We start from the raw sequence: 21,753 nt of genomic DNA, 5'->3' as shown, positions 1-21,753 counted from the left end.
CGTCGCCAAGGCTTCACGCAAGGCGGGTAAAACATCATCGATTGGCAACGAATTCATACTGGCTCCAAGGCAGAGCGGCGAGTATAACGGCGAACTGCTGGATATCGGTGGAGTGCCGCCTCCAATTGGAATGCGACTAAAAGTAGGCGCTGGCCCCCACATTAGAGGGGTGGCGCGCGGTAGATCTGCTTTATAGTCACCCCATACAAGTTCAGGAGAATCCCATGCGTATTGCTTCCCGTGTCATCGGCGGTGTTCTGGCCGTCACCCTGTTGAGCCAACTGACGGCCTGCGGTTCGATTTTCTATCCTGATCGCCGTGGCCAGATCGGCGGCAAGATCGACCCGGCGATTGCCGTGCTCGATGCGGTCGGCCTGCTGTTCTACGTGATCCCCGGCCTGATCGCCTTTGGCGTGGACTTCGCCACCGGCGCGATTTACTTCGAGCCGGGCAAGAGCGCACAAGTGGCCCCCGAGAAGCTGCAAGAAGCCATCGGCGCCGACGGCAAAGTGGATAACACCAAGCTGCAAACCATCATCGAACACGAAACCGGCCGCAGCTTGCCGCTGGACGACCCACGCCTGATCCAGTTCAAGGGTAGCGTGCAACAACTCGCGTCTCTGGGCCTGCAACCTGCCGCGTAAGGATTTGACTGCCCCATGAGCACCAGCACCGAACACGCCCGCCTCTTGCGCCTAGCCACCCGCGCTTCGGTCGGCGTGGCCAGCATCCTGATTATCGGTAAAGCCGTCGCATGGTGGTTCAGTGGTTCGGTGAGCATGCTCGCCGGGCTGACCGATTCGCTGCTCGACGGCGTGACGTCGCTGCTCAACCTGCTGGCGGTGCATTACGCGCTGCGCCCGGCGGATGACGATCACCGTTATGGGCATGGCAAGGCAGAATCCCTGGCGGGCATGGCCCAGGCGCTGTTTATCGCCGGCAGTGCAGTGTTGATCGCCTTCCAGGCTTACCAGCGTTTGCAGCACCCGGAACCGGTGGGCGCGCCATGGCTGAGTATCGCGGTGATTGTGCTGTCGCTGGCGCTGACCGTGGCGCTGCTGATCTTGCAACACCGGGTGATCCGCGAAACCGGCTCGAACGCGGTGCGCGCGGACTCGCTGCACTACCGGTCGGACCTGCTGCTCAATGGCAGCATCCTCCTGGCGCTGGTGCTGGCGGCTTTTGGCTTGCATCAAGTCGATGCCTGGTTTGGCCTGGGGATCGCCGCCTACATCTTGTGGAGCGCGATCCAGATCGCCCGGGAAAGCTTTGCCGTGCTGATGGACGAGGAGCTGCCGGCCGAAGTCAGCCAGCACATGCTCGAACTGGCCCGTGGCGTGCCCGGCGTATTGGGTGCCCATGATTTACGCACGCGGATTTCCGGCAACCACTGGTTTGTGCAGTTGCATCTGGAGTTACCGGGAGAGTTGAGCCTGTCGGTGGCCCACGGCATCAGCGACCAGGCCGCCGATGCCATCCATCAGGCCTACCCACGGGCCGAGGTGCTGGTGCACGCCGACCCGCTGGAAGTGGTCACCGGCAACAAGGCTTAGTAGGTCACCTGATAGCCGCGGCTGCCCAGGCAGTTGCCCTGGGCCTGGCGGTAGGTTTGCACCACCGCCGGCGCAGGCGCGTAGGTGACGGTCTGCGGGTCGAAGCCACTCTGCTGCACCGCCCAGCGATAGCAATCGTAACCGTCCTGCTGCACCTGGGCAGGCGATTGACCGTTGGCGGGATAGGCCACCACGTCATACCCATTGCCCTGGGGCGCCGGCTGCGGCGGCAGGCTGGCCACCGGCGGTTGCACCACCACGTACTGCTGGGTACTGCTCTCGTAGCTGTAATAGGCGCCAGCGGCGAGGAAAAACAGCGCGCTACCAACCCACACTTCCCGCGCATAGTCCGGCAAGTAATGCACACGAATCCCGTAGGGTGGCGCGACCACTACATAGCGCGGGCCTTGGGGCCGATACCAATAACCACCCGAGAAGAAATAATCCTGGCCGCGATAGGGCACGCGGTAATTGCGGTCGGGGAAGCGGTCCACCGTGTAGCCCGGCCGATATTGCGGGCCGGGGCCCCAGCCATTGCCATGCCCGTCGGGGCGGCCTGGCCAGCGATTGTCATTGGGGTGGCCGTTGTAGCCTGGGCGCGAGCCGGGGCCGCCGGCTTGCCAATGCGGGTTGCCGTCGTTGCGCCTGGGAATGTCACGGTAATTGCCCTGGCGCGGCTCCTGGGTCTGGCCTACAGAATCGGGCCGGCCCTGGATTGGCAGTTTGCTACCGGCCTGTGGCGCCGGGCGTGGTGCTTCGTAGCCTTGCGGACGCGCCTGCCACTGGCCATTCTGGCCGCCGCGCTCACCCTGCGGGCTTGGCTGGATGTGCTCCGGGCGCGGCGGGTTGGCTGAATGCCCTCGCTCTCGCTGCCCGTCACCGCCCTGCGGGCCTTGCCCCTGCCGTGGTGAGTTGTCTCGTTCGTCGGCCATCAACTGCGTGCCGAAGGTGACCATCAACACCCCTACACCTGCCAAACGCCAGATGCGCTTCATGCTATTCCTCACTGCGGATTAGGGCCTGTGCATGAGACTGGAAAAGCCGGGCCCGGTTCTGCAACAGGTTATCAGTCGCCAGAACAATTTTCGCCGGCAAAAGAAAAGGGGCGACCCGTCGGTCGCCCCTTGAGAACTTCGTCCTGGCTCAACGCTTATGACGTTGGCTCACCTCACGCCGTCTTGTGGACAGTGTGCAGCCCGGGGGCCGGCCCAACCCGGTGGGGTTGGCGGGCCGCAGCCGGCCTGATTGGGCGGGCTGCAGTGGACTCTATGTCCGGGCAGTGATTCTGTTGGTAATCATAGGCGTGAGGCGCCGACAGATGATTGCGAAGATTGCGTCAATAAACAGTGCTTGCGCAATTTTTAACCCTGGATAGATAATTCACAGCAATAGTTACGACAAAGGCCATCCCCATGAGCAAACTTGACCGATACGACCTGAGTATTTTGGCGGAATTACAGCGCGACGCGAGGATCTCCAACCAGGAGCTGGCCGAGCGGATCGGCCTGTCGCCGTCACCCTGCTCGCGCCGGGTCAAGCAATTGGAAGACGACGGCTATATCTCGCGCCAGGTCGCCCTGCTCGACCGCAAGATGCTTGGCCTAAGCCTCACGGCCTACGTGTTGATCGGCATGGACCGACACACCCCCGAGCGTTTCGAGAACTTCGAAGCGGCCATCCGCACCTTGCCGCAAGTACTGGAATGCAGCCTGGTCACCGGGATGGATGCCGACTATCAGTTGAAAGTGGTGGTGCCGGATATGGATCACTATCAGAAACTGCTGCTGGGCCACCTGACCCGGATTGAAGGGGTGACCAGCGTGCGCTCAAGCTTCGTGCTCAACCAGGTGCTTAACAGCACCGAGTTGCCGTTGACTCACCTGCGTACCTAAGACTCACCACCCAACCCATGTAGGAGCTGGCTTGCCTGCGATAGCGGAATTTCAGTCGCTGATATGCCAGCTGACAGTCCGCTATCGCAGGCAAGCCAGCTCCCACATTTTGAGCGCGCTCAGGCAGTGACACCTGGGTGCGACGCACCGACGCAGGTCAACGTTGCACCTGCCGCCTTGCCTTATACTGCGCGCCTGCCTTTGTCGGAAACTGCCCAATGAATTCGATTGACCCCGTGCTGTTTGAAGAGTGGATGATGACCGGACTGGTCACCCTCCTGATCGTTTTCATGGGCTTTATCGTCTGGGACCTGGCGAAGAAATCCAAAGCCGGGCGCTTTGGCTCGATGATTCTGTTCTTCGTGCTGGGCCTGGGCGTGGCCGCGTTCATCATCAAGAGCGTGGTGATCGGCCTTATCGAATCCGGGGCGTTATAAGCGCGCCGGCACTTCGCGGTATTGGCCCTGGTCCAGGCCTTCAATCGACCAATCACCGATTTTCACCCGCACCAGGCGCAAGGTCGGCAAGCCCACGGCGGCGGTCATGCGCCGCACCTGGCGGTTGCGTCCCTCGCGAATCACCAGTTCCAGCCAATAGGTCGGCAGGTTTTTACGAAACCGCACCGGCGGGTTGCGCGGCCACAGTTCTGGCTCCTCCAGTCGCCGGGCCTGGGCCGGCAGCGTCATGCCGTCGTTCAACTCCACCCCCGCGCGCAGGCGTTGCAGATGCTCCTCGGTGGGCTCGCCTTCCACCTGTACCCAGTAGGTCTTTGCCAGTTTGTGCTTGGGGTCGGCAATCCGCGCCTGCAACTGGCCATCGTTGGTCAGCAGCAACAGGCCTTCACTGTCCCGATCCAGGCGCCCGGCGGGGTAGATGCCGGGGATATCAATGAAATCCTTGAGGGTCGCGCGCCCGCCTTCGTCACTGAATTGGGTCAGCACGTCGAAGGGTTTATTGAACAGGATCAACTTCGGCTCGGCCGGCGGCGCCTTGGCGACACGGCGAGCAGCGGCATGTGGAGGTTTCACGCCAGGGCGGCGCGAGTCGGGACGGGCAGGACGGGACATGGCAACGGAATATCTAACGGTCAGGACCGACCATGCTAGTGGCCTGACCGTTAAATAACCACCCTGCTATTTAGCGGAACGGCGGCTCGTCAAAGCTGCGCAGTTTGCGCGAATGCAACGAGTTGAGCTCGGTGCGCAACAAGTCCACCGCCTCGATGCCGATCTTCAAGTGCTGGCTCACGGCCCGCTCATAGAACGCGTTGGCCGAACCTGGCAACTTGATTTCACTGTGCAGCGGCTTGTCCGACACACACAGCAAGGTGCCGTAAGGCACCCGCAAACGGTAGCCTTGCGCGGCGATGGTGCCGCTTTCCATATCCACCGCCACCGCACGCGACAGGTTGATCAACGGCCGTTCCTGGGCCCAGCGCAGCTCCCAGTTGCGGTCGTCGTAGGTCAACACGGTGCCGGTGCGCAGGCGTTTTTTCAGCTCTTCGCCCTTCTCGCCGGTGACGTTGGCCGCCGCTTGCTGCAACGCCATCTGCACTTCGGCCAGCGCCGGGATGGGGATGTTCGGCGGCACCACGCGGTCGAGAATGCCGTCGCGCCGCATGTAAGCATGGGCCAGCACATAGTCGCCGATGGTCTGGGATTGGCGCAGGCCACCGCAGTGACCGATCATCAGCCAGCAATGGGGACGCAACACCGCCAAGTGATCGGTGATGTTCTTGGCATTGGACGGGCCGACACCGATGTTGACCAGGGTCACGCCATGGCCGTCGCTGGCCTGCAAGTGGTAGGCCGGCATCTGATAACGGTGCCAGACCACGCCTGCGGCAATGGCAGACGCTTCGCCATGGTCCATGCCTTTTTCGATGATCACGTTGCCCGGCAATACCATGCGGATAAAGCGAGGGTCGCTGCGCAATTGTTCCAGGCCATGGACGATGAACTGGTCGACGTAACGGTGGTAGTTGGTCAGCAGAATCCACGGCTGCACATGCCGCCAATCGCTGCCGGTGTAGTGCACCAGGCGGCGCAGGGAGAAATCCACGCGGGCCGCATCGAAGAGGGCCAGGGGCAGCGGATCGGTGTTTTCCCAGTCATACAGACCATCGGCGATACCATCGGTGGCGGCGGACAGGTCGGTGCTCGGGAACACCCGCGCCAGGGTCGCTGCGGTCACGCCGGAGCCGGCCAACTCGTCGCCCTGCTCCACCACGTACGGGTACGGGATATTCTGCTGGCTGACGCCCACCTCCACCGTCACGGTGAAGTCGTGCATCAGTGGCACCAGTTGTTCCAGCAGGTATTTGCGGAACGCCGCCGGATGGGTGACGGTGACGCTGTAGGTGCCCGGCAACTGCACCTTGGCGTAAGCGCGAGTGGTCTGTGGGACTTCGCCATGGCAGTGGTAGGTCAGCCGCAGTTCGGGGTAGCGAAAGAGCGCACGTTGTGCGGCGTCGGGCTCGACGCGATCCTTGAGGTATTGCTTGAGAGCCTGGTTGAGCGCGCCGGTGGCTCGCTCATGCAGAGCTGCCAGCCGATCCACGGCCTCTTCGGCAGTTTGGACGACAACAAAAGCTTCGGTCACGGTAAGCATCCTGTGTTCTGACGTGCAGGCCTTCATCTTGCCTGCATCGCCGCCAGACGCAAACTCTGAATTGGCATGCCTGGTTATCCACAGGCCGACCTAACCACCTCTGAATTGGAATGCGTTCAAATGTAGGAGCAGGCTTGCCTGCTCCAATTACATGGGATCACGTTTAGGCAGGGGTTGAGCGGGCGACGATGGCCTGCACATCCACACCTCGTGGCAAGGTGCCATACACCCGCCCCGACGACTCACCCAACCGACTGCCGATAAACCCATCGCTGACACTGGCGTTGCCCGCCTCCAGCAACAACTTGGCCTGCAACGCCACGGCGATGTCCTCAGTCAGTTGCCGAGCCCGGTACTGGATGTCCTGGGTGTCCATAAACGCCGACTTCAATTGCTCGATATGCCGCGCCAGGCGCTTATCGCCATGCCCATCGCCCAATTCGACGAACAATGTCTCCAGCACCCCTGGCTCTTTCGACAACGCCCGTAGCACGTCCAGGCATTGCACGTTGCCAGAACCTTCCCACGTTGAATTGACCGGTGCCTCACGGAACAGGCGCGGCAAGATGCTGTCTTCGACATACCCGGCGCCGCCCATGCATTCGGCGGCTTCGTTGATCATGGCCGGCGCGCGCTTGCAGATCCAATACTTGCCCACGGCTGTCACCAACCGGGCGAACTTGGCTTCTTGCTCATCCCCCAGATGGTCCAGCGCCCGGCCCATGCGTAGGCTCAAGGCCAGGGCCGCCTCGCTTTCCAGGGCGAGATCGGCCAGGACGTTTTGCATCAAAGGTTGTTCAATGAGCACGCGGCCACCGACCGAACGATGGGCGCAATGATGGCTGGCCTGGGTCAGGGCCTGGCGCATCAAGGCGCTGGAACCGACCATGCAATCGAAACGGGTCATGGCGACCATTTCGATGATGGTCGGTACGCCACGCCCCTCTTCGCCGATCATCCAGGCCAGGGCGCCCCGGAATTCCACTTCGCTGGACGCGTTTGAGCAATTGCCGAGTTTGTTTTTCAGGCGCTGGATATAGAACTGGTTACGCGTGTCATCCGGGCGGTGCCGGGGCAGCAGGAAACAGGTCAGGCCCTTGTCAGTCTGGGCCAGGGTCAGGAAGGCATCGCACATCGGCGCCGAGCAGAACCACTTGTGCCCCACCAATTCATAGGGCTGGCCAGGACCGCCAGCACCCACGGCGTAAGCGCGGGTGGTATTGGCACGCACGTCGGTGCCGCCCTGTTTCTCGGTCATGGCCATGCCGATGGTTGCGCCGGCCTTATGGGCGATGCCGACGTTGCGCGGGTCATATTCGGTGTTGAGGATTTTTGCCAGCCAGGTGTCGGCCAGGTCCGGTTGCAGGCGCAGGGCCGGCACGCAGGCGAAGGTCATGGTCAGCGGGCAGCCCGTGCCGGCTTCGGCCTGGCTGTGCAGGTAGGTCAGGGCCGCTCGGGCGACATGGGCGCCCGCCTGGGGATGGGCCCAGGGCAGCGACGGCAGGCCATGTTCAACGGCGGTGCGCATCAGTTGGTGATACGCCGGGTGGAACTCCACCAGGTCAATGCGGTGACCATAGCGATCATGGCTGCTGAACACCGGCTTGTTCTGATTCGCGAGGAACCCGGCCTCCATCAGCGGCCCGCCCGCCAAGGCGCCATAGGCATCGATACGCGCCTCGGCCCAGCCCGCGCCAAAGCGCCGCGACCATTCCTGCAGGGGCAGGTCGAGGCGATACAGATTGGCGCCGTCCAGGGACGGCGGCTGGTTGGTAACGTCGTGGGTTTCGGCGAACTGGTGCAGATTCATGACGGGCCTCCTGATAAAAGGCCACGCTGATTGAGGCCTTGAATTCAGTTAAGCATCGTCACTGCGCTTAAAAAAGTGGCATATGCGCCTAACTGCCGGCGCTTTCGCCCTCTAGCGGGCACAGCAGGCGCCGCTGCAATACGGCCTGCAACAGCTCAAAACGTACTGGTTTGAGCAACTGCTCGGAAAGGCCAATGCCATGACAATGCTGACGTGCGCCGCCCAGGGAGTCACTCAGGCCGATCACTGGCAGTTCAGCGCAGCCGGGCAAGGCCCGGATCTGGCAGCACAGGGAGAAGCCATCCTCGGGCACATCCAGCAACACCGCATCAAACGCCCCATCCTGCAGCATGGTCAGGGCCACGGGGCCGCTGTCTGCCACTTTTACCCGGTAACCGAGCTTGAGCAACATGCCGCGCAAGACCAGTTGCGTGACGCTGTTGTCGTCCACCAGCAGTACCGTGCAATCCTGGGGTGCGCGGTGCAGATCCACGGCCCGGGCCGGCTCCGGTGGCACCGCAATGACGGCCACCTCCAACTGGAAACGGCTGCCTTTGCGCGGCTCGGAATGATGGGTCAGGCGCCCGCCGAGCAATTCGATCAACTGCCGGCAGATCGCCAGGCCAATGCCCAGGCCGCCATATTCACGAGTGGTCGAGCCATCCACTTGGAAGAAGCGCTGATACAGGGTCGCTTCATCCAGGTGCGCAAAACCGATTCCGGAGTCGGTGACGATAAAGGTCAGATCCAGATGACCATCAGGCCGCGGCACGCCCACCACCCGCAGGCGCACGGCGCCTTCATGGGTGAACTTGAACGCGTTATCCAACAGGCATTCCAGGCACTGCATCAGCTTGCCTGCGTCGCCCTCCAGGCGATCGGGCAACTGCCCCGCCACATCGATGGAGAACTCCAGGCCCTTACCTTGGGCATTACCTTGGAATTGCTGGCGCAAGGTATCGAGCACCCCGCGCAGGCTGAACACTTGCGCCTGCGCGCTGAGGCGGCCGGCTTGCAATTCGGTGAGGGTGAGGATGCCATTGACCATGCGCATCATGTCCCGCGCCGAGCCGGCGGCGGTGTGCTGGTATTGCGCCAGGTCCCCGGCCAGGGGCACGGTCTGCATCAACTCCAATGAACCGATCACCCCATTCATCGGCGTGCGCAGTTCATGGGTCAGGGTCGCGAGGAATTCGTCTTTCAACTGGTTGCTGTGGGCCAGTTGCTGGTTGAGCACTTCCAGTTTCTGGCTGGCATCAAACAGGATTTGCGCCTGCTGTTCGCGCATCGCGTTGATCCGGTCAGCCAGGGCCAGGGACAACAGGGCGACTTCGATGGCCGAGCCGATCTGGCTCGCATACATGGTGAGAAACACATTGGGCAGGTAGCCCAGCACCATCATCGTGTTCACCACCCCGCCGATCAGGAACGCCGACCAGGCGATGATGAAATACCGCGCCACGCGCTGGCCGCAGCACCAGGCCTTGATCCCGGCGACAAAGATGGTCACGGTGAAAACCAGGGCCAGCGCGGTCGCCAGGCGCAGGGCCAGGGCGTAGCTGGTCATGAGCGACAACAACATCACCACCGCCCCCGTGCCCACCAGCACCAGCAGCAACCGGTCCAGCCAACGACTGTAGAGGGCGGTGTGCAGGAAGCTGCGGGCAAACAGGCTGCCGAACAACGCCGACGCGCCGATCAGGAACGGCGTCGCCGCATTCGCCCACCAGGGGTTGTCGGGCCAGAAATACTCGACCGCCGCGCCATTCACCGAGAGCTGGTACATGCCGAACGAGGCGATATAGAGGATGTAATAGAGGTAACTGGTGTCGCGCACGCTGAGGTAAATGAACAGGTTGTACACCAGCATGCCCAGCAGCACGCCATAGATCAGGCCCAGCACATAGAGGCGCAGCGGCTGGTCTTCCAGGTACGCAGTGCTCGACCACAGCGTCAATGGCGCCTGGATCGAACCTTCGCTTTGCAGGCGCAAATAGAGTGTTTTCTGTTCACCCGCCTTGAAGTCGACAGTGAACAGGTAGTTGTTCTGGCGAATCTCACGGCTGGCAAAGGGCAATGCATCCCCGGTGCGCCCGGCCAGGCGATAGCCACCGGCATCGTCAGGGACGTACAGCTCCAGATGATCAAGGGGCGGATAGGCCAGCTCCAGCAGCCAGGTGCGCTGGGCCTGGGGATCCTTGGGCAGGTAATGCAGGTCGACCTTGAGCCAGAACGCCGAGCGTGAATAGCCGGCATTGAGGGTGTCTTTATCATGGCGGGTGTAACGAGTGGCCATTGGCGCAGAACGGGCATCGGCAATGGTGACGCTACCACTTGGGTCTTCGAGTACTTGCATGACCCGGCCCAAGGGAAGGCTTCGGGTGGCCTCGTTGAACTCGACGGCGCCGGCCAGCAGCGGCAGCCCACACAAGAGAAACATCAGCAAATAGCGCATAGAGCCCCAGCGTGGCCTGTCCGGTTATGTCAAAAGCCCCCCATTCCTTTTGAGAAGACGTACACCGGCGATACATTAAGTTGTTTGGATCCACTTTAGCATAGCCGGTAAAGGCCAAAAGACACCATTGAAATAATTTTCCGGATGGCTCTAGGACGGTACTTTCAGAGCATAAATTGCTGAAAATGAATGATAGCCCGTAGCCATCTTTCCAAGTATTTCCCCATGAAATACAGGCGCCGCCCGACAGCCACGCAAAAAGCGTTTGGTGGTAAGCTCGCGCACCATGAATATCTACAGCTCTCGTCCCGTTGTCCTCTGTCTCTCCGGCCATGATCCCAGTGGTGGCGCCGGCTTGCAGGCAGATATCGAAGCCCTGCTCGCCCAAGGCTGTCACGCGGCCCCGGCCGTGACCGCGCTGACCGTGCAGAACACCGTGAATGTCAGTGACTTCCGCGTGCTCGATCGTGAGTGGGTATTGGCCCAGGCCAACGCCGTGCTTGGCGACTCCGAAGTCGCGGCGGTCAAGTTGGGCATGCTCGGTTCTACGGTGATGGTTGATACCGTGGTCGAACTGCTACAGCAGCACCCGCACCTGCCGGTGGTCTGCGATCCGGTGCTGCGCGCCGGTGGCGGCGGCAGCCTGGGCAAGGATGAAGTCGGCTATGCGATGCGCGAGCGGCTGTTGCCGTTATCGCTGATTGCCACGCCCAACCTGCCTGAAGCACGCATCCTCGCCGAACTGCCCGATGGCACGGCAGACGAATGCGCCGAGAAACTACTGCCGTTTATCAAGCACCTGTTGATCACCGGCGGCCACGGCGACGAGCATGAGGTGCACAATCGCCTGTACAGCCGCGACGGCACGCGCCGCACTTTCACCTGCCAGCGCCTGCCCGGCAGCTATCACGGCTCCGGCTGCACCCTGGCCAGCGCCCTCGCCGGCCGCCTGGCCCAGGGCGAAGGCCTGGCCAGCGCCGTGGAGTCGGCACTCAATTACACCTGGCGCACCCTGCGGGACGCCGAACAACTGGGCCAGGGGCAGTTTGTGCCGCGTCGCCTGCCACTGGATTTCTGTTCGTAATATCAAGGGGCCTGCTCGATGAAACTACGTGGCCTGTATGCCATTACCGACAGCCAACTATTGGCCGGTAAGTTCCTGTCCTACGTCGAAGCTGCGCTGGAAGGCGGCGTGACCTTGCTGCAGTACCGCGATAAAAGCAGCGACGAGGCCCGCCGCCTGCGCGAAGCCGAGGCCCTGCGTGAGCTGTGCTCGCGCTACAAGACCCAGTTGATCATCAATGACGATGCCGAGCTGGCCGCGCGCCTGGGCGTCGGCGTGCACCTCGGCCAGACCGACGGCCCGCTGACCCCGGCCCGGGCGTTGCTGGGGCGCAATGCAATCATCGGCTCCACCTGTCATAGCCAGATCGAACTGGCTGAACAGGCCGCGCGCGAAGGCGCCAGCTATGTCGCCTTTGGCCGCTTCTTCAATTCCAGCACCAAACCCGGCGCCCCGGCAGCCACCCTCGAAATGCTGGCCCAGGCCCGCGCCCGCTTGCAGGTGCCGATCTGCGTGATCGGCGGCATCTCCCTGGAAAATGCCGCGCCTCTGGTGGAGCACGGCGCCGACCTGCTGGCCGTGGTCCACGGCCTGTTCGGTGCCGACAGCCCCCAGGAAGTGACGCGCCGCGCCCGCGCCTTCAACGAACTCCTTAAATCCTGAATTCAGAGAGCCTGCCCATGTCTCGTTCCGAAACCCTGTTTGCCAATGCCCAGAAACACATCCCCGGCGGTGTGAACTCCCCCGTGCGTGCGTTCAAGAGCGTTGGCGGCACCCCGCTGTTCTTCAAGCACGCCGAAGGCGCCTACGTCACCGACGAAGATGACAAGCGCTATGTGGACTATGTGGGTTCCTGGGGCCCGATGATTCTCGGCCACAGCCACCCCGACGTGCTGGACGCGGTGCGCAAGCAACTGGAGCACGGCCTGTCCTATGGCGCGCCAACCGCCATGGAAACCGAGATGGCAGACCTGGTGTGCTCGATCGTGCCGTCGATGGAGATGGTGCGCATGGTCAGCTCCGGCACCGAGGCGACCATGAGCGCAATCCGCCTGGCCCGTGGCTTCACCGGCCGCGACAGCATCATCAAGTTCGAAGGCTGCTACCACGGGCACTCCGACAGCCTGTTGGTAAAAGCCGGCTCCGGCCTGCTGACCCAGGGCGTACCGAGTTCGGCCGGCGTGCCGGCAGCGTTTGCCAAGCACACCCTGACCCTGCCGTTCAACGACATCGCCGCCGTCGAAAAAATGCTCAGCGAAGTCGGCCAGGACGTGGCGTGCATCATTGTCGAGCCGGTCGCCGGCAACATGAACTGCGTGCCACCGGCGCCGGGGTTCCTCGAAGGCCTGCGCGAGCAGTGCGACAAGCATGGCGTGGTGTTGATTTTTGACGAAGTGATGACCGGTTTCCGTGTTGCCCTCGGCGGTGCCCAGGCTTACTACGGTGTCACACCGGACCTGAGCACCTTCGGCAAGATCATCGGCGGCGGCATGCCTGTAGGCTGCTTCGGCGGCAAGCGCGAAATCATGCAGCACATCGCGCCACTGGGCCCGGTCTACCAGGCCGGCACCCTGTCCGGTAACCCGCTGGCCATGGCCGCCGGCCTGACTACCCTGCGCCTGATCAGCCGCCCGGGCTTCCACGCCGAGCTGACCGACTACACCACGCGCCTGCTGGACGGCCTGCAACAACGCGCCGATGCGGCGGGCATCCCGTTCGTCACGACCCAGGCCGGCGGTATGTTCGGCCTGTACTTCAGTGGCGCCGACGACATCGTGACCTTTGACGATGTGATGGGCAGCGATGCCAACCTGTTCAAGCGCTTCTTCCACCTGATGCTCGAAGGCGGTGTGTACCTGGCACCGAGTGCCTTTGAGGCCGGTTTCACCTCCATCGCCCATGGCGACGCCGAGCTGAAGCTGACTCTGGACGCCGCCGAACGTGCCTTTGCCGCACTGAAGTAAGCCAGCCACAACCTGACGTCGCCCGTGGCGGCGTCAGATTTGCTACCTTGCTTACAGAAATTTCCTTCTTTTTTCGAGAAATCACCTGCAATCCGGCAGATAACTTGCCCACGCAGCAGAAAAACGAGTAAAGACTTTGTAAGCAGAGGTCTGCTTATTTCATAATGCGCGCTTATTGGATCCCCACGTGGCTCCACGCGCCCCGTCAGAGGTAAGTCGATTCCCATGAAACGCACCGGCCGCACCCTGGTTCTGGGCTGCCTGTTGCTCCTTCAACCGCTGCTTGCACTTGCACAAGCGGGCGGCAACTCGTTGTTGATCCCAGCGATGGGTCGCTGCACCCTCAATACTCAGCCAGAAAGCCAGGCCGAGGCGCTGAGCGCCTGCCAGACGCTGGCCGACGGTGGGGATGCGCAGGCGCAATACGAGTTGGGCGAATTCTTCTATGACGACAAAAACCCTGCCCGCGACCTGAACAAGGCCTTGAGCTTCTTCGAGAAAGCCTCGTTGCAGGGCCATGCCCAGGCGCAATTCAAGCTGGGCAGCATGTTCTTCCATGGCGAAGGCGTGCCGGCCAATAACGTGCAGGCGTACATCGTGCTGAAAATGGCCGCGGTCAACGGCGCCGAAGACGCGCTGGACACTGCCGACGAAGTCGCCGAACACATGCAGCGCGATGAACTGGAAGTAGCAACCCAGGTGCTGGGCCAGATTTTCCGCAACTACCTGCAGGAATTGCAGAGTGCGGATGGGCGTTCGCCGTTCTCCCCCCTGCCCTGACTTCAGGGCGATAACAGATACCCCTGTCGATAGGCCTTCGCGCCAGCGACATGGGCAATCGTCATACCCGCCGTCGCCATTCGTCGCACAGACCGGACATATAAGAGCCCTGCCCGCGCACAAGCGACGGGTGTCACGCGGTCTGTGATCGGATCGATAACATCCGCCAGGATCTGCCCCGCTTCCAGGTAATCTCCCACCTGCGCGCAAAACACCATCAAGCCTCCCACCGGGCTCTGCACCGGCTCTACCCCCGCCAACGGTGTTGGCGGGTTGAGCAATGGCGGAAGCGGCGGCGCCTGGCCATCAATCGCGCCGCGCAGAATCAGGTAGTTGATCAACCCCTGGCAATCCTGCCGCGCAAGCCCGTGATCCACATCGGCGACACCCCGCAACTCCACGGTCACAGCGAACCCAGGGGCCGAAAAGCACCCGGCAAACCGCGCCTGCATCTGCTCCCAGAACAACGTAAAGCACTCATCGAACGATTGCCCACCTGCCTCCTTGGTCAAAAAACAGGCCCTGGCGCCCAGGTAACGGGCCAAGGGCTCCACATGCGGCCAGGAATCCGGCGACAGATACAGGTGCTGCACGGCTTCGAAATCACAATGCAAGTCCAGCACTATATCGGCGTCACAGGCCAGCGTTTGCAGGGTCAAGCGCATGGATTGCAGCTGCGTGGCCGGTACTTGGCTGGCAAGCGTTTGCAACAAAGTCGAACGGATCAGTCGCAGATTGCAGGCGGGGTCATCGCCCAGCAAGCCTTGCACGCGATCGCCGACCTGCTGGCTGACATCCAGGAAGAAACGATTGAAGTTCTCCCGACTGTCGTTATCGAAGCGCCCCTGCGGCACATCCATCAACACTTGCTCCAACCCCAGCGGGTTGGCCACCGGTACCAACACAACCGACCAGCGCAATAACCCTGCCGCTTCCAGGCACGCCAGTTGCTGCTTCAGGTGCCATAAAACCAGCATTCCCGGCAGTTCATCGGCGTGCAGGGACGCCTGGATATACACCTTGCCCGCCGCCTTGGCCGGGCCGTAATGAAAGCTGTGGATCTGGCGCATCGTACCCGGTACGCCCGCCAGCAAAGGGTGCCTTTGAGTCTGCATATCGGTCTCCTATCGGCCCGCATCCAGAAAGCGCAGCCAACGTCGTTCAGCCAGGCGAAACAGCCCAACCAAGACAAAGGTCACGCCGAGGTAGAGAACCGCAGCGAAACCAAAGGATTGGAAGGTCAGGAAGGTGGCGGCGTTGGCATCCCGGGCAACCTTCAGGATGTCCGGCACCGTGGCCGTGAACGCCAACGTGGTGGAATGCAGCATGAAAATCACTTCATTGCTGTAGTAAGGCAATGAGCGGCGCAAGGCCGAAGGCATGATCAGGTGGACATACAGCTTCCAACCGTCAAACCCCAGGGACCGTGCGGCTTCGATTTCACCGCGAGGCATCGCACGAATGGCGCCCGCCAGTATTTCCGTGGTGTAGGCCCCGGTATTCAGGGCGAACGCCAACAGCGTGCAGTTCAGCGCCTCGCGGAAAAACCCGTCCAGCAACGGCTGTTCCCGCACGGTGGCGATGCTGTAGATACCGGTGTAGAAAATCAGTAACTGGATATACAGCGGCGTGCCGCGAAACACATAGGTAAAACCTTGCACCGGCCAACGCAGCCAGCGGCGGCCAGACACCCTGGCGATGGACAGCGGCAGTGCCAACAGCAAGCCTAAACACAGCGAGGCACTGGTCAGCCATAGGGTCATGGCCAGGCCGGTAACTTGTTGACCGTCTGAATAGATGAACGGCCGCCAGTATTCCAGGATCAGCTCAATCACCTTGAAGCCTCCTGTACACCGGCCCCGTAGCGGCGCGCCAACCAGCGCAAGATGGCGTTTGAAATGCTGCTGAGCAACAGGTAGATCAGCCCTGCCAGTATCAGAAAGGCCAGCAGTTGCTGGCTGCTTTTTCCTGCCACCTGGGCCACCTTTACCAAGTCCGCCAAGCCAATGATCGAAACCAGCGCCGTAGCCTTGAGCAAGACCATCCAGTTATTGCCCAGTCCCGGCAGCGCGAACCGCATCATTTGCGGGAATATCACATGCACAAAGCCCTGGCTGAAGGTCATGCCCAGGGCTTTGGCGGCCTGGAACTGGCCGCGGGGCACTGCCAGTAACGAGCCACGAAAGGTTTCGGTGAAATAGGCGCCGTAGATAAACCCCAGAGTGAGTACGCCAGCGGCGAAGGGATCGATTTCGATGTAGGCCCAGCCCAGCGCTTGCGTCAGACGACTCAAGCCCGTTTGCACCCCATAGAAAACGAACAACATCAACAGCAGGTCCGGCACGCCGCGGATCAGCGTGGTGTAGAGCTGCGCGCAGAGTCGCAAGGTTCTGACCCTGGAGAGCTTGGCACCGGCACCGATCAGGCCGAATGCCAGCCCCAGCAACAGGGACAACAGCGCCAGTTGCAGGGTGACCCAGACGCCGCGCAGCAACAACGGCGCAAAACCTTCCAGGGTCGAGGCGAATTGAGTGAAGGTAGGTAGCATGGTTGCGCCCTCGCTGATCATTGACCGCTGAACATATCCACACCCGGGAAGTAGTGTTCCTGCAACCGGGCATAGGTCCCGTCGGCATGGAGCGCGGCCAATCCTTTGTCGAGCAGCGTTTTCAACCTGCCATTGCCCTTGGCAATGCCGATGGCGCTTCGGGAGGGCATCAACTCGCTTTCAATCAAAGGTCCCAGCACGAAATTCGCGCCTTGGGCGGAACGCAAAAATCCGCTTTGTGCCTGCTGCGCATCTTGAAGGGAGGCTTGCAAACGCCCCGCGACCAGGTCGGCATACACCTGCTCCTGATCGGCATAAGCCACAATTTTCACACCCTGCGGCGCCAGCACTTGCCGGGCGTAGGCTTCCTGGGTACTGCCCTGCAAATAACCCACGGCAGTGCCGCGGGAGAGCTCAGTACCTGGCCGGAACACCATGGCGGAAGGGCTGGAAAAGACCTCCGAGGAGAAATCAATGACTTTCTGTCGCGCGTCAGTGACCGTCATTGAAGCCAGGATCGCATCGATTTTTCCCGCGTTCAGGCTCGGGACCAGTCCATCAAAGTCGCTCTCGACCCACTGACAGCGAACATTCAACTGTTCACAAATGGCATTACCGATATCAACTTCGAAACCTGCCAAAGTTCCTTTATTGTCTTTATAGGCAAATGGGGCATAGTTGGGATCGGCACCGAAGCGGATAACCGCATACTCGTTGGCAAAAGTTGGAAACGTCATAAAGAGTGCGGCGAATAACATCAGGATTATTTTTTTCATTATTGTCTTCCTCGTTATTGATGAAACAGCGGAACGAACTACACCTCGATATAGGGGACTTCTCTGCGTACAACCAGGGAGTCAGCAGGCACATCAAACTCTCGTGCCATTCGATGCCCCGAATACACGGCTGCGGCAATCGTGCCTGGCGCCACGCAGTCGCCGATCAACTTCAGTGTGCTGATACCGGCTGCGTGCACCCGTTCAGGTGCGTTGACCAAGGCCTGATACAAGTCCTGCTCGGGCTCGCGGGAGGTAACCAACAACAACGATGCAGCGGGGATGAAGCGTGTGCGGTCGGTGTACACGCAGCTGGCGACCAAGCCTTGCGGCGTACACCGCACTAGCGTATGGGACGGGACGATCGTGATATTCAATTCCAGCAGGCGCCGCTGGATGCGATGTTGCTCAAGGGTGTTGTGAGTCCAGGCGGCCACATCCGCCGCCGGAGTGACGAATATCACCTCCACGCCCCGCGCCACCAAGTGTTCGGCCAGCACGCCGCCCATGTAATAGTGATCGTCGTCGAACAGCAGCACCGGCGACGGTGGCAGGACACCGGCCATCAGGTCGTCCGGCGTCAGCACGGGCAGGCACTCCAGGCCCGATAATGATTGACGCAGGGAACGCCCCAGGCCGTCCCGCCGCCAGTGCGAGCCGGTGGCGATAAACACATGCTCGGCAGCGAAGTCCAGGACGTCCTGGGCCTGCAACGGGCTTTCCCGATAAATCTCAACCGATGCCAGACGGCTCAACGCATCCAGTCGATAGTCGATCACCCGCGCCCAACTCGCCAACCCCGGGAGTTTTGCCTCCAGCGCTACGCGCCCGCCCAACGTGCGCTGGCTGTCAGCCAACGCCACTTCCATCCCGCGCGCCCCCAGAATTCGCGCGCACTCAAGCCCTGCGGGGCCGGCCCCGACCACCAACACCCGCCCGGGTTGCTGCGCACACTTGACCGACTCGGGGTGCCAACCACGTCGCCACTCCTCACCCATGGTCGGATTCTGCGTGCAGCGCAAGGGCGTGCTGGTGTGGTCGCCACTGACACAGATATTGCAGCCGATGCACTCACGAATCTCCTCCGCGCGCCCCTCTTCAATCTTCTTCGGCAAGAAAGGGTCGGCAATCGAAGGGCGGGCGGCGCCAATCAGGTCCAGCACGCCACGGCGGATCAGAGAGACCATAGTGTCCGGCGAAGTGAACCGCCCTACGCCCACCACGAGCTTACGGGTCATGGCCTTAAGCCCCAAGAGAAAGGCCTCTTGGTAACCTTCCGAGGCAAAGCGCGCCGTCACGCTGTCGTTGGACCAATCGGCAACGTTGACATCCCACAAGTCTGGCAAGTCGGCCAGCATCGAAAAGATCTCAGCACCTTCGCCCTCGCGACTCAGGCCGCCAGCCATGTGTTCATCCACCGCCAGGCGTACCGCAACGGCGCACCGATCACCTACGGCATCGCGGGTGTCCTCAATCAATTCGCGTAACAGCCGCACGCGATTTTCCAGTACCCCGCCGTACTCATCGGTGCGGCGGTTATTGCGCGGCGTGAGGAAATGGAACGGCATGCCCAGGTCATGCCCGGCGTACACGTAGATAATGTCAAACCCCGCCTCCCGCGCCCGCAGCGCGGCGGCCCGGTGCATGACCCGCAATTGCTGGATATCGGCCCGGCTCATGGCCCGCGCCTGTACCGGGTCATAACCACGCACCGGCGTATTGGACGGTGCCCAGGGAATTTCCCGGCTGTAGCGGTTGGGCGCGGAATAGCCATTGAACGCCAACTCCACGCCGGCCAGTGAGCCGTGCTGGTGGACCGCCTCACACATGCGTGCCAGCGCCGGAATGTCGCGCTCGTCCCACAGGCGCGCCTCAATGTAGGGAGAGAACTCACTGAGTGGGCTGATTTCACATTCTTCCGTACAGACCACACCCCACCCGCCTTCGGCCTTTATGCCGCGCATGCGTGCCATGGCCGAGGGATGCACATGGCCCATGCCATTACAGTGGGGAACTTGATAAAAGCGATTACGGGTGCGCACCGGGCCAATTTGTACCGGCTCAAACAGAACGTCATAGCGAGGATCGCGCACAGGGCTACTCCCAAACAAGTAAGTTCGTTGATGGCTGCGTTAGAAAAAAACTCGACGTTAACTAATGGGTAGTGTTTAACGGGGCAATAGGATACGAATGCAGATCCATTTCAGGATCGCTTTTTTTCGATTACCCATTAAGTAAAAATCAGGCGTAAAGTGCGGCTGAAGTTTGGAAAGTCTCACGGCGTTTTATTATTTATGTATTCAGGGCCTGCTCTCTGCATAAACAAAATCTGCTATTTTTCAAACAAAATGTCTATGCATTAGAGCGCAAAATCGGAAACACCCTACAAAATAATTGAATACTACTTCTCAGGCATCGGCATCGGAAACGGCATGACATTGCTCATGCCCCGGGCCTCGCTGATTTTTGGCGTGCCCAGGCGCTCGACTTCATCGATGCGCACGATCGAATGCATCGGCACAAAGCTGCGCACCACGCCTTCGAACTGGGCCTTGAGCTTTTCCTCGCCCGGATCGACGACCAGTTGCGTGCGCTCGCCAAAGACGAACTCTTCCACTTCCAGGAAGCCCCACAGATCACTTTGATAGATCTGCTTGGCGTACATTTCGAACACCTGGCCCTGGTTAAGGAAAATCACCTTGTAGATTGGAGCTTCACGTTTGGTCATGGGGGGTGGGCAGCACATCGGCGGATATAAATGAGGGCGCGAACTATAGCATGGCACCCGATGCACAGTGCTAGGAACCAATGGGCATGCCCCCTATAATGCGCGGTTCTTTACCACCAGTTGACGATTCCCATGGCCAAGAAGCTTTACATCGAAACCCACGGTTGCCAGATGAACGAGTACGACAGCTCGCGCATGGTCGATCTGCTGGGTGAACATCAGGCCCTGGAAGTCACGGCTCGCGCCGAAGATGCCGACGTGATCCTGCTCAATACCTGCTCGATCCGCGAACGGGCCCAGGACCGGGTCTACTCGCAGCTGGGCCGCTGGCGCGAACTGAAACTGGCCAACCCGGACATGGTGATCGCCGTCGGCGGTTGCGTGGCCAGCCAGGAAGGCGCCGCCATTCGCGACCGCGCGCCCTATGTCGACGTGGTCTTCGGCCCGCAGACCCTGCACCGCCTGCCGGAAATGATCGACGCCGCGCGCATTACCAAGCTGCCGCAGGTGGACGTCTCGTTCCCGGAAATCGAAAAATTCGACCACTTGCCCGAACCACGCATCGACGGCCCGAGTGCTTATGTGTCGGTGATGGAAGGTTGCAGTAAGTACTGCACCTTCTGCGTGGTGCCTTATACCCGTGGTGAAGAGGTCAGCCGCCCGTTCGACGACGTGCTGGCGGAAATCATCCACCTGGCCGAAAACGGCGTGCGCGAAGTGACCCTACTGGGGCAGAACGTCAACGGCTACCGGGGCCAGACCCATGACGGGCGCCTGGCGGACCTGGCCGAGCTGATTCGCGTGGTCGCGGCGGTGGACGGTATCGAGCGCATCCGCTACACCACCTCGCACCCGCTGGAATTCTCCGACAGCCTGATCCAGGCACACGCCGAAGTGCCAGAGTTGGTCAAACACCTGCACTTGCCGGTGCAATCGGGCTCGGACCGCATCCTGTCGGCGATGAAGCGCAACCACACGGCCCTGGAATACAAGTCCAAGCTACGCAAACTGCGCGCCGCCGTGCCGGGCATCTGCATCAGTTCGGACTTTATTGTTGGCTTCCCCGGCGAGACCGAGAAAGACTTCCAGCAGACCATGAAGCTGATTGAAGACGTCGGTTTCGACTTCTCCTACTCCTTCGTCTACAGCCAGCGCCCCGGCACCCCGGCTGCCGACTTGGCGGACGAAACCCCGGAAGCGCTGAAAAAGGAGCGCCTGAACGCCCTGCAACATCGCCTTAACCAACAGGGTTTCGAGATCAGCCGACAAATGGTCGGTTCGACCCAGCGCATTCTGGTTACCGATTACTCGAAGAAAGACCCGGGCGAATTGCAGGGGCGTACCGAGAATAATCGGATCGTGAACTTCCGCTGCGACAACCCGACGCTGATTGGCCAGTTCGCCGACGTGCACATCGACGCGGCGCAACCGCACTCGCTGCGCGGCTCGTTGATCAACTGACGGAGCAGATCCGAAGGCAAATGCAGATCAAATGTGGGAGCTGGCTTGCCTGCGATAGCGATGTAACAGGCAGTATCTCTTTCGAACGGGGCGGCCCTATCGCAGGCAAGCCA

The 21,753-nt window shown here is 61.2% G+C and carries 20 protein-coding genes; 9 read left to right on the top strand and 11 right to left on the bottom strand.

What is annotated here, in order from left to right; translation table 11 throughout:
- Window positions 1-224 precede the first annotated feature (224 nt).
- Window positions 225-644, top strand: coding sequence for a polyribonucleotide nucleotidyltransferase (locus BHC62_RS17505; RefSeq protein ID WP_070995653.1), 420 nt, complete (start codon window positions 225-227; stop codon window positions 642-644).
- A gap of 15 nt (window positions 645-659) precedes the next feature.
- Window positions 660-1,553: a cation diffusion facilitator family transporter gene (locus tag BHC62_RS17500; protein WP_029292204.1), complete on the top strand. Its 894-nt coding sequence runs from the start codon at window positions 660-662 to the stop codon at window positions 1,551-1,553.
- Here the strand turns inward: BHC62_RS17500 and BHC62_RS17495 are convergent.
- On the bottom strand, window positions 1,550-2,548 hold the full coding sequence (locus BHC62_RS17495) for a DUF6515 family protein (RefSeq protein ID WP_070995652.1): 999 nt from the start codon (window positions 2,546-2,548) through the stop codon (window positions 1,550-1,552). The genes BHC62_RS17500 and BHC62_RS17495 overlap by 4 nt on opposite strands.
- Before the next feature lie 417 nt (window positions 2,549-2,965).
- Here BHC62_RS17495 and BHC62_RS17490 point away from each other — a divergent pair, with 417 nt between their 5' ends.
- Window positions 2,966-3,445 carry an Lrp/AsnC family transcriptional regulator gene (locus BHC62_RS17490; RefSeq protein ID WP_003176264.1) on the top strand — a complete coding sequence of 160 codons (480 nt, stop codon included), beginning with the start codon at window positions 2,966-2,968 and terminating at the stop codon, window positions 3,443-3,445.
- A gap of 227 nt (window positions 3,446-3,672) precedes the next feature.
- Window positions 3,673-3,882 (top strand): DUF2788 domain-containing protein, encoded by a 210-nt coding sequence (locus tag BHC62_RS17485; protein ID WP_029292208.1) that lies wholly within the window; start codon window positions 3,673-3,675, stop codon window positions 3,880-3,882.
- Here BHC62_RS17485 and BHC62_RS17480 read toward each other — a convergent pair.
- From BHC62_RS17480 to BHC62_RS17465, 4 genes are all read right to left on the bottom strand, one after another.
- The gene (locus tag BHC62_RS17480; RefSeq protein ID WP_029292210.1) at window positions 3,877-4,512 is read right to left on the bottom strand and encodes a pseudouridine synthase; all 636 of its coding nucleotides are present in this window, start codon (window positions 4,510-4,512) and stop codon (window positions 3,877-3,879) included. The two genes, BHC62_RS17485 and BHC62_RS17480, sit on opposite strands and share 6 nt — an antisense overlap.
- Before the next feature lie 70 nt (window positions 4,513-4,582).
- Window positions 4,583-6,082 carry an AMP nucleosidase gene (amn, locus tag BHC62_RS17475; RefSeq protein WP_169851182.1) on the bottom strand — a complete coding sequence of 500 codons (1,500 nt, stop codon included), beginning with the start codon at window positions 6,080-6,082 and terminating at the stop codon, window positions 4,583-4,585.
- A 136-nt stretch (window positions 6,083-6,218) separates the two neighbouring features.
- Window positions 6,219-7,865 (bottom strand): acyl-CoA dehydrogenase family protein, encoded by a 1,647-nt coding sequence (locus BHC62_RS17470; protein WP_070995651.1) that lies wholly within the window; start codon window positions 7,863-7,865, stop codon window positions 6,219-6,221.
- Window positions 7,866-7,953: 88 nt separating this feature from the next.
- Entirely contained in the window at window positions 7,954-10,320 is a 2,367-nt protein-coding gene (locus tag BHC62_RS17465) for a 7TM diverse intracellular signaling domain-containing protein (protein ID WP_070995650.1), read from the bottom strand.
- Between the two features lie 286 nt (window positions 10,321-10,606).
- On the opposite strand from BHC62_RS17465, the gene BHC62_RS17460 reads away from it, so the two are divergent.
- From BHC62_RS17460 to BHC62_RS17445, 4 genes are all read left to right on the top strand, one after another.
- Window positions 10,607-11,404 carry a hydroxymethylpyrimidine/phosphomethylpyrimidine kinase gene (locus tag BHC62_RS17460; protein ID WP_038443553.1) on the top strand — a complete coding sequence of 266 codons (798 nt, stop codon included), beginning with the start codon at window positions 10,607-10,609 and terminating at the stop codon, window positions 11,402-11,404.
- Window positions 11,405-11,422: 18 nt separating this feature from the next.
- The gene (thiE, locus tag BHC62_RS17455; RefSeq protein WP_029292218.1) at window positions 11,423-12,046 is read left to right on the top strand and encodes a thiamine phosphate synthase; all 624 of its coding nucleotides are present in this window, start codon (window positions 11,423-11,425) and stop codon (window positions 12,044-12,046) included.
- A gap of 17 nt (window positions 12,047-12,063) precedes the next feature.
- Window positions 12,064-13,347, top strand: coding sequence for a glutamate-1-semialdehyde 2,1-aminomutase (gene hemL, locus BHC62_RS17450; protein WP_029292220.1), 1,284 nt, complete (start codon window positions 12,064-12,066; stop codon window positions 13,345-13,347).
- Between the two features lie 225 nt (window positions 13,348-13,572).
- Window positions 13,573-14,127, top strand: coding sequence for a tetratricopeptide repeat protein (locus tag BHC62_RS17445; RefSeq protein WP_029292222.1), 555 nt, complete (start codon window positions 13,573-13,575; stop codon window positions 14,125-14,127).
- Window positions 14,128-14,129: 2 nt separating this feature from the next.
- Here the strand turns inward: BHC62_RS17445 and BHC62_RS17440 are convergent, their stop codons facing one another.
- From BHC62_RS17440 to BHC62_RS17415, 6 genes are all read right to left on the bottom strand, one after another.
- Complete coding sequence (locus BHC62_RS17440; protein ID WP_070995649.1) at window positions 14,130-15,242, bottom strand: succinylglutamate desuccinylase/aspartoacylase family protein; 1,113 nt, start codon at window positions 15,240-15,242, stop codon at window positions 14,130-14,132.
- A gap of 9 nt (window positions 15,243-15,251) precedes the next feature.
- Window positions 15,252-15,962 (bottom strand): ABC transporter permease, encoded by a 711-nt coding sequence (locus BHC62_RS17435; protein ID WP_070995648.1) that lies wholly within the window; start codon window positions 15,960-15,962, stop codon window positions 15,252-15,254.
- Complete coding sequence (locus tag BHC62_RS17430; protein ID WP_029292227.1) at window positions 15,959-16,675, bottom strand: ABC transporter permease; 717 nt, start codon at window positions 16,673-16,675, stop codon at window positions 15,959-15,961. Before BHC62_RS17430 ends, BHC62_RS17435 begins: the two co-directional genes overlap by 4 nt.
- Before the next feature lie 17 nt (window positions 16,676-16,692).
- Window positions 16,693-17,451, bottom strand: coding sequence for a transporter substrate-binding domain-containing protein (locus tag BHC62_RS17425; protein WP_070995647.1), 759 nt, complete (start codon window positions 17,449-17,451; stop codon window positions 16,693-16,695).
- 38 nt (window positions 17,452-17,489) lie between these two features.
- Window positions 17,490-19,544, bottom strand: coding sequence for an FAD-dependent oxidoreductase (locus BHC62_RS17420; RefSeq protein ID WP_070995646.1), 2,055 nt, complete (start codon window positions 19,542-19,544; stop codon window positions 17,490-17,492).
- A gap of 308 nt (window positions 19,545-19,852) precedes the next feature.
- Window positions 19,853-20,179, bottom strand: a complete 327-nt coding sequence (locus BHC62_RS17415) for a DUF1820 family protein (protein WP_003215457.1) — start codon at window positions 20,177-20,179, stop codon at window positions 19,853-19,855.
- Between the two features lie 132 nt (window positions 20,180-20,311).
- Here BHC62_RS17415 and miaB point away from each other — a divergent pair, with 132 nt between their 5' ends.
- Entirely contained in the window at window positions 20,312-21,640 is a 1,329-nt protein-coding gene (miaB, locus tag BHC62_RS17410; protein ID WP_029292236.1) for a tRNA (N6-isopentenyl adenosine(37)-C2)-methylthiotransferase MiaB, read from the top strand.
- Window positions 21,641-21,753: the final 113 nt, after the last annotated feature.

It is taken from the genome of Pseudomonas sp. 06C 126, assembly GCF_001855215.1.
GTDB lineage: Bacteria > Pseudomonadota > Gammaproteobacteria > Pseudomonadales > Pseudomonadaceae > Aquipseudomonas > Aquipseudomonas proteolytica.
The sequence above is the reverse complement of the archived record's forward strand: the minus strand, read 5'-3'. Positions and strand labels throughout refer to the sequence as shown.

What these genes read in the sequence shown, in the direction of transcription:
- BHC62_RS17505 (WP_070995653.1), top strand. Translation starts at nt 225, where the DNA reads ATGCGTATTGCTTCCCGTGTCATCGGCGGTGTTCTGGCCGTCACCCTG.
- BHC62_RS17500 (WP_029292204.1), top strand. Translation starts at nt 660, where the DNA reads ATGAGCACCAGCACCGAACACGCCCGCCTCTTGCGCCTAGCCACCCGC.
- BHC62_RS17495 (WP_070995652.1), bottom strand. Translation starts at nt 2,548, where the DNA reads ATGAAGCGCATCTGGCGTTTGGCAGGTGTAGGGGTGTTGATGGTCACC.
- BHC62_RS17490 (WP_003176264.1), top strand. Translation starts at nt 2,966, where the DNA reads ATGAGCAAACTTGACCGATACGACCTGAGTATTTTGGCGGAATTACAG.
- BHC62_RS17480 (WP_029292210.1), bottom strand. Translation starts at nt 4,512, where the DNA reads ATGTCCCGTCCTGCCCGTCCCGACTCGCGCCGCCCTGGCGTGAAACCT.
- amn (WP_169851182.1), bottom strand. Translation starts at nt 6,082, where the DNA reads ATGAAGGCCTGCACGTCAGAACACAGGATGCTTACCGTGACCGAAGCT.
- BHC62_RS17470 (WP_070995651.1), bottom strand. Translation starts at nt 7,865, where the DNA reads ATGAATCTGCACCAGTTCGCCGAAACCCACGACGTTACCAACCAGCCG.
- BHC62_RS17465 (WP_070995650.1), bottom strand. Translation starts at nt 10,320, where the DNA reads ATGCGCTATTTGCTGATGTTTCTCTTGTGTGGGCTGCCGCTGCTGGCC.
- BHC62_RS17460 (WP_038443553.1), top strand. Translation starts at nt 10,607, where the DNA reads ATGAATATCTACAGCTCTCGTCCCGTTGTCCTCTGTCTCTCCGGCCAT.
- thiE (WP_029292218.1), top strand. Translation starts at nt 11,423, where the DNA reads ATGAAACTACGTGGCCTGTATGCCATTACCGACAGCCAACTATTGGCC.
- hemL (WP_029292220.1), top strand. Translation starts at nt 12,064, where the DNA reads ATGTCTCGTTCCGAAACCCTGTTTGCCAATGCCCAGAAACACATCCCC.
- BHC62_RS17445 (WP_029292222.1), top strand. Translation starts at nt 13,573, where the DNA reads ATGAAACGCACCGGCCGCACCCTGGTTCTGGGCTGCCTGTTGCTCCTT.
- BHC62_RS17440 (WP_070995649.1), bottom strand. Translation starts at nt 15,242, where the DNA reads ATGCAGACTCAAAGGCACCCTTTGCTGGCGGGCGTACCGGGTACGATG.
- BHC62_RS17430 (WP_029292227.1), bottom strand. Translation starts at nt 16,675, where the DNA reads ATGCTACCTACCTTCACTCAATTCGCCTCGACCCTGGAAGGTTTTGCG.
- BHC62_RS17425 (WP_070995647.1), bottom strand. Translation starts at nt 17,451, where the DNA reads ATGAAAAAAATAATCCTGATGTTATTCGCCGCACTCTTTATGACGTTT.
- BHC62_RS17415 (WP_003215457.1), bottom strand. Translation starts at nt 20,179, where the DNA reads ATGACCAAACGTGAAGCTCCAATCTACAAGGTGATTTTCCTTAACCAG.
- miaB (WP_029292236.1), top strand. Translation starts at nt 20,312, where the DNA reads ATGGCCAAGAAGCTTTACATCGAAACCCACGGTTGCCAGATGAACGAG.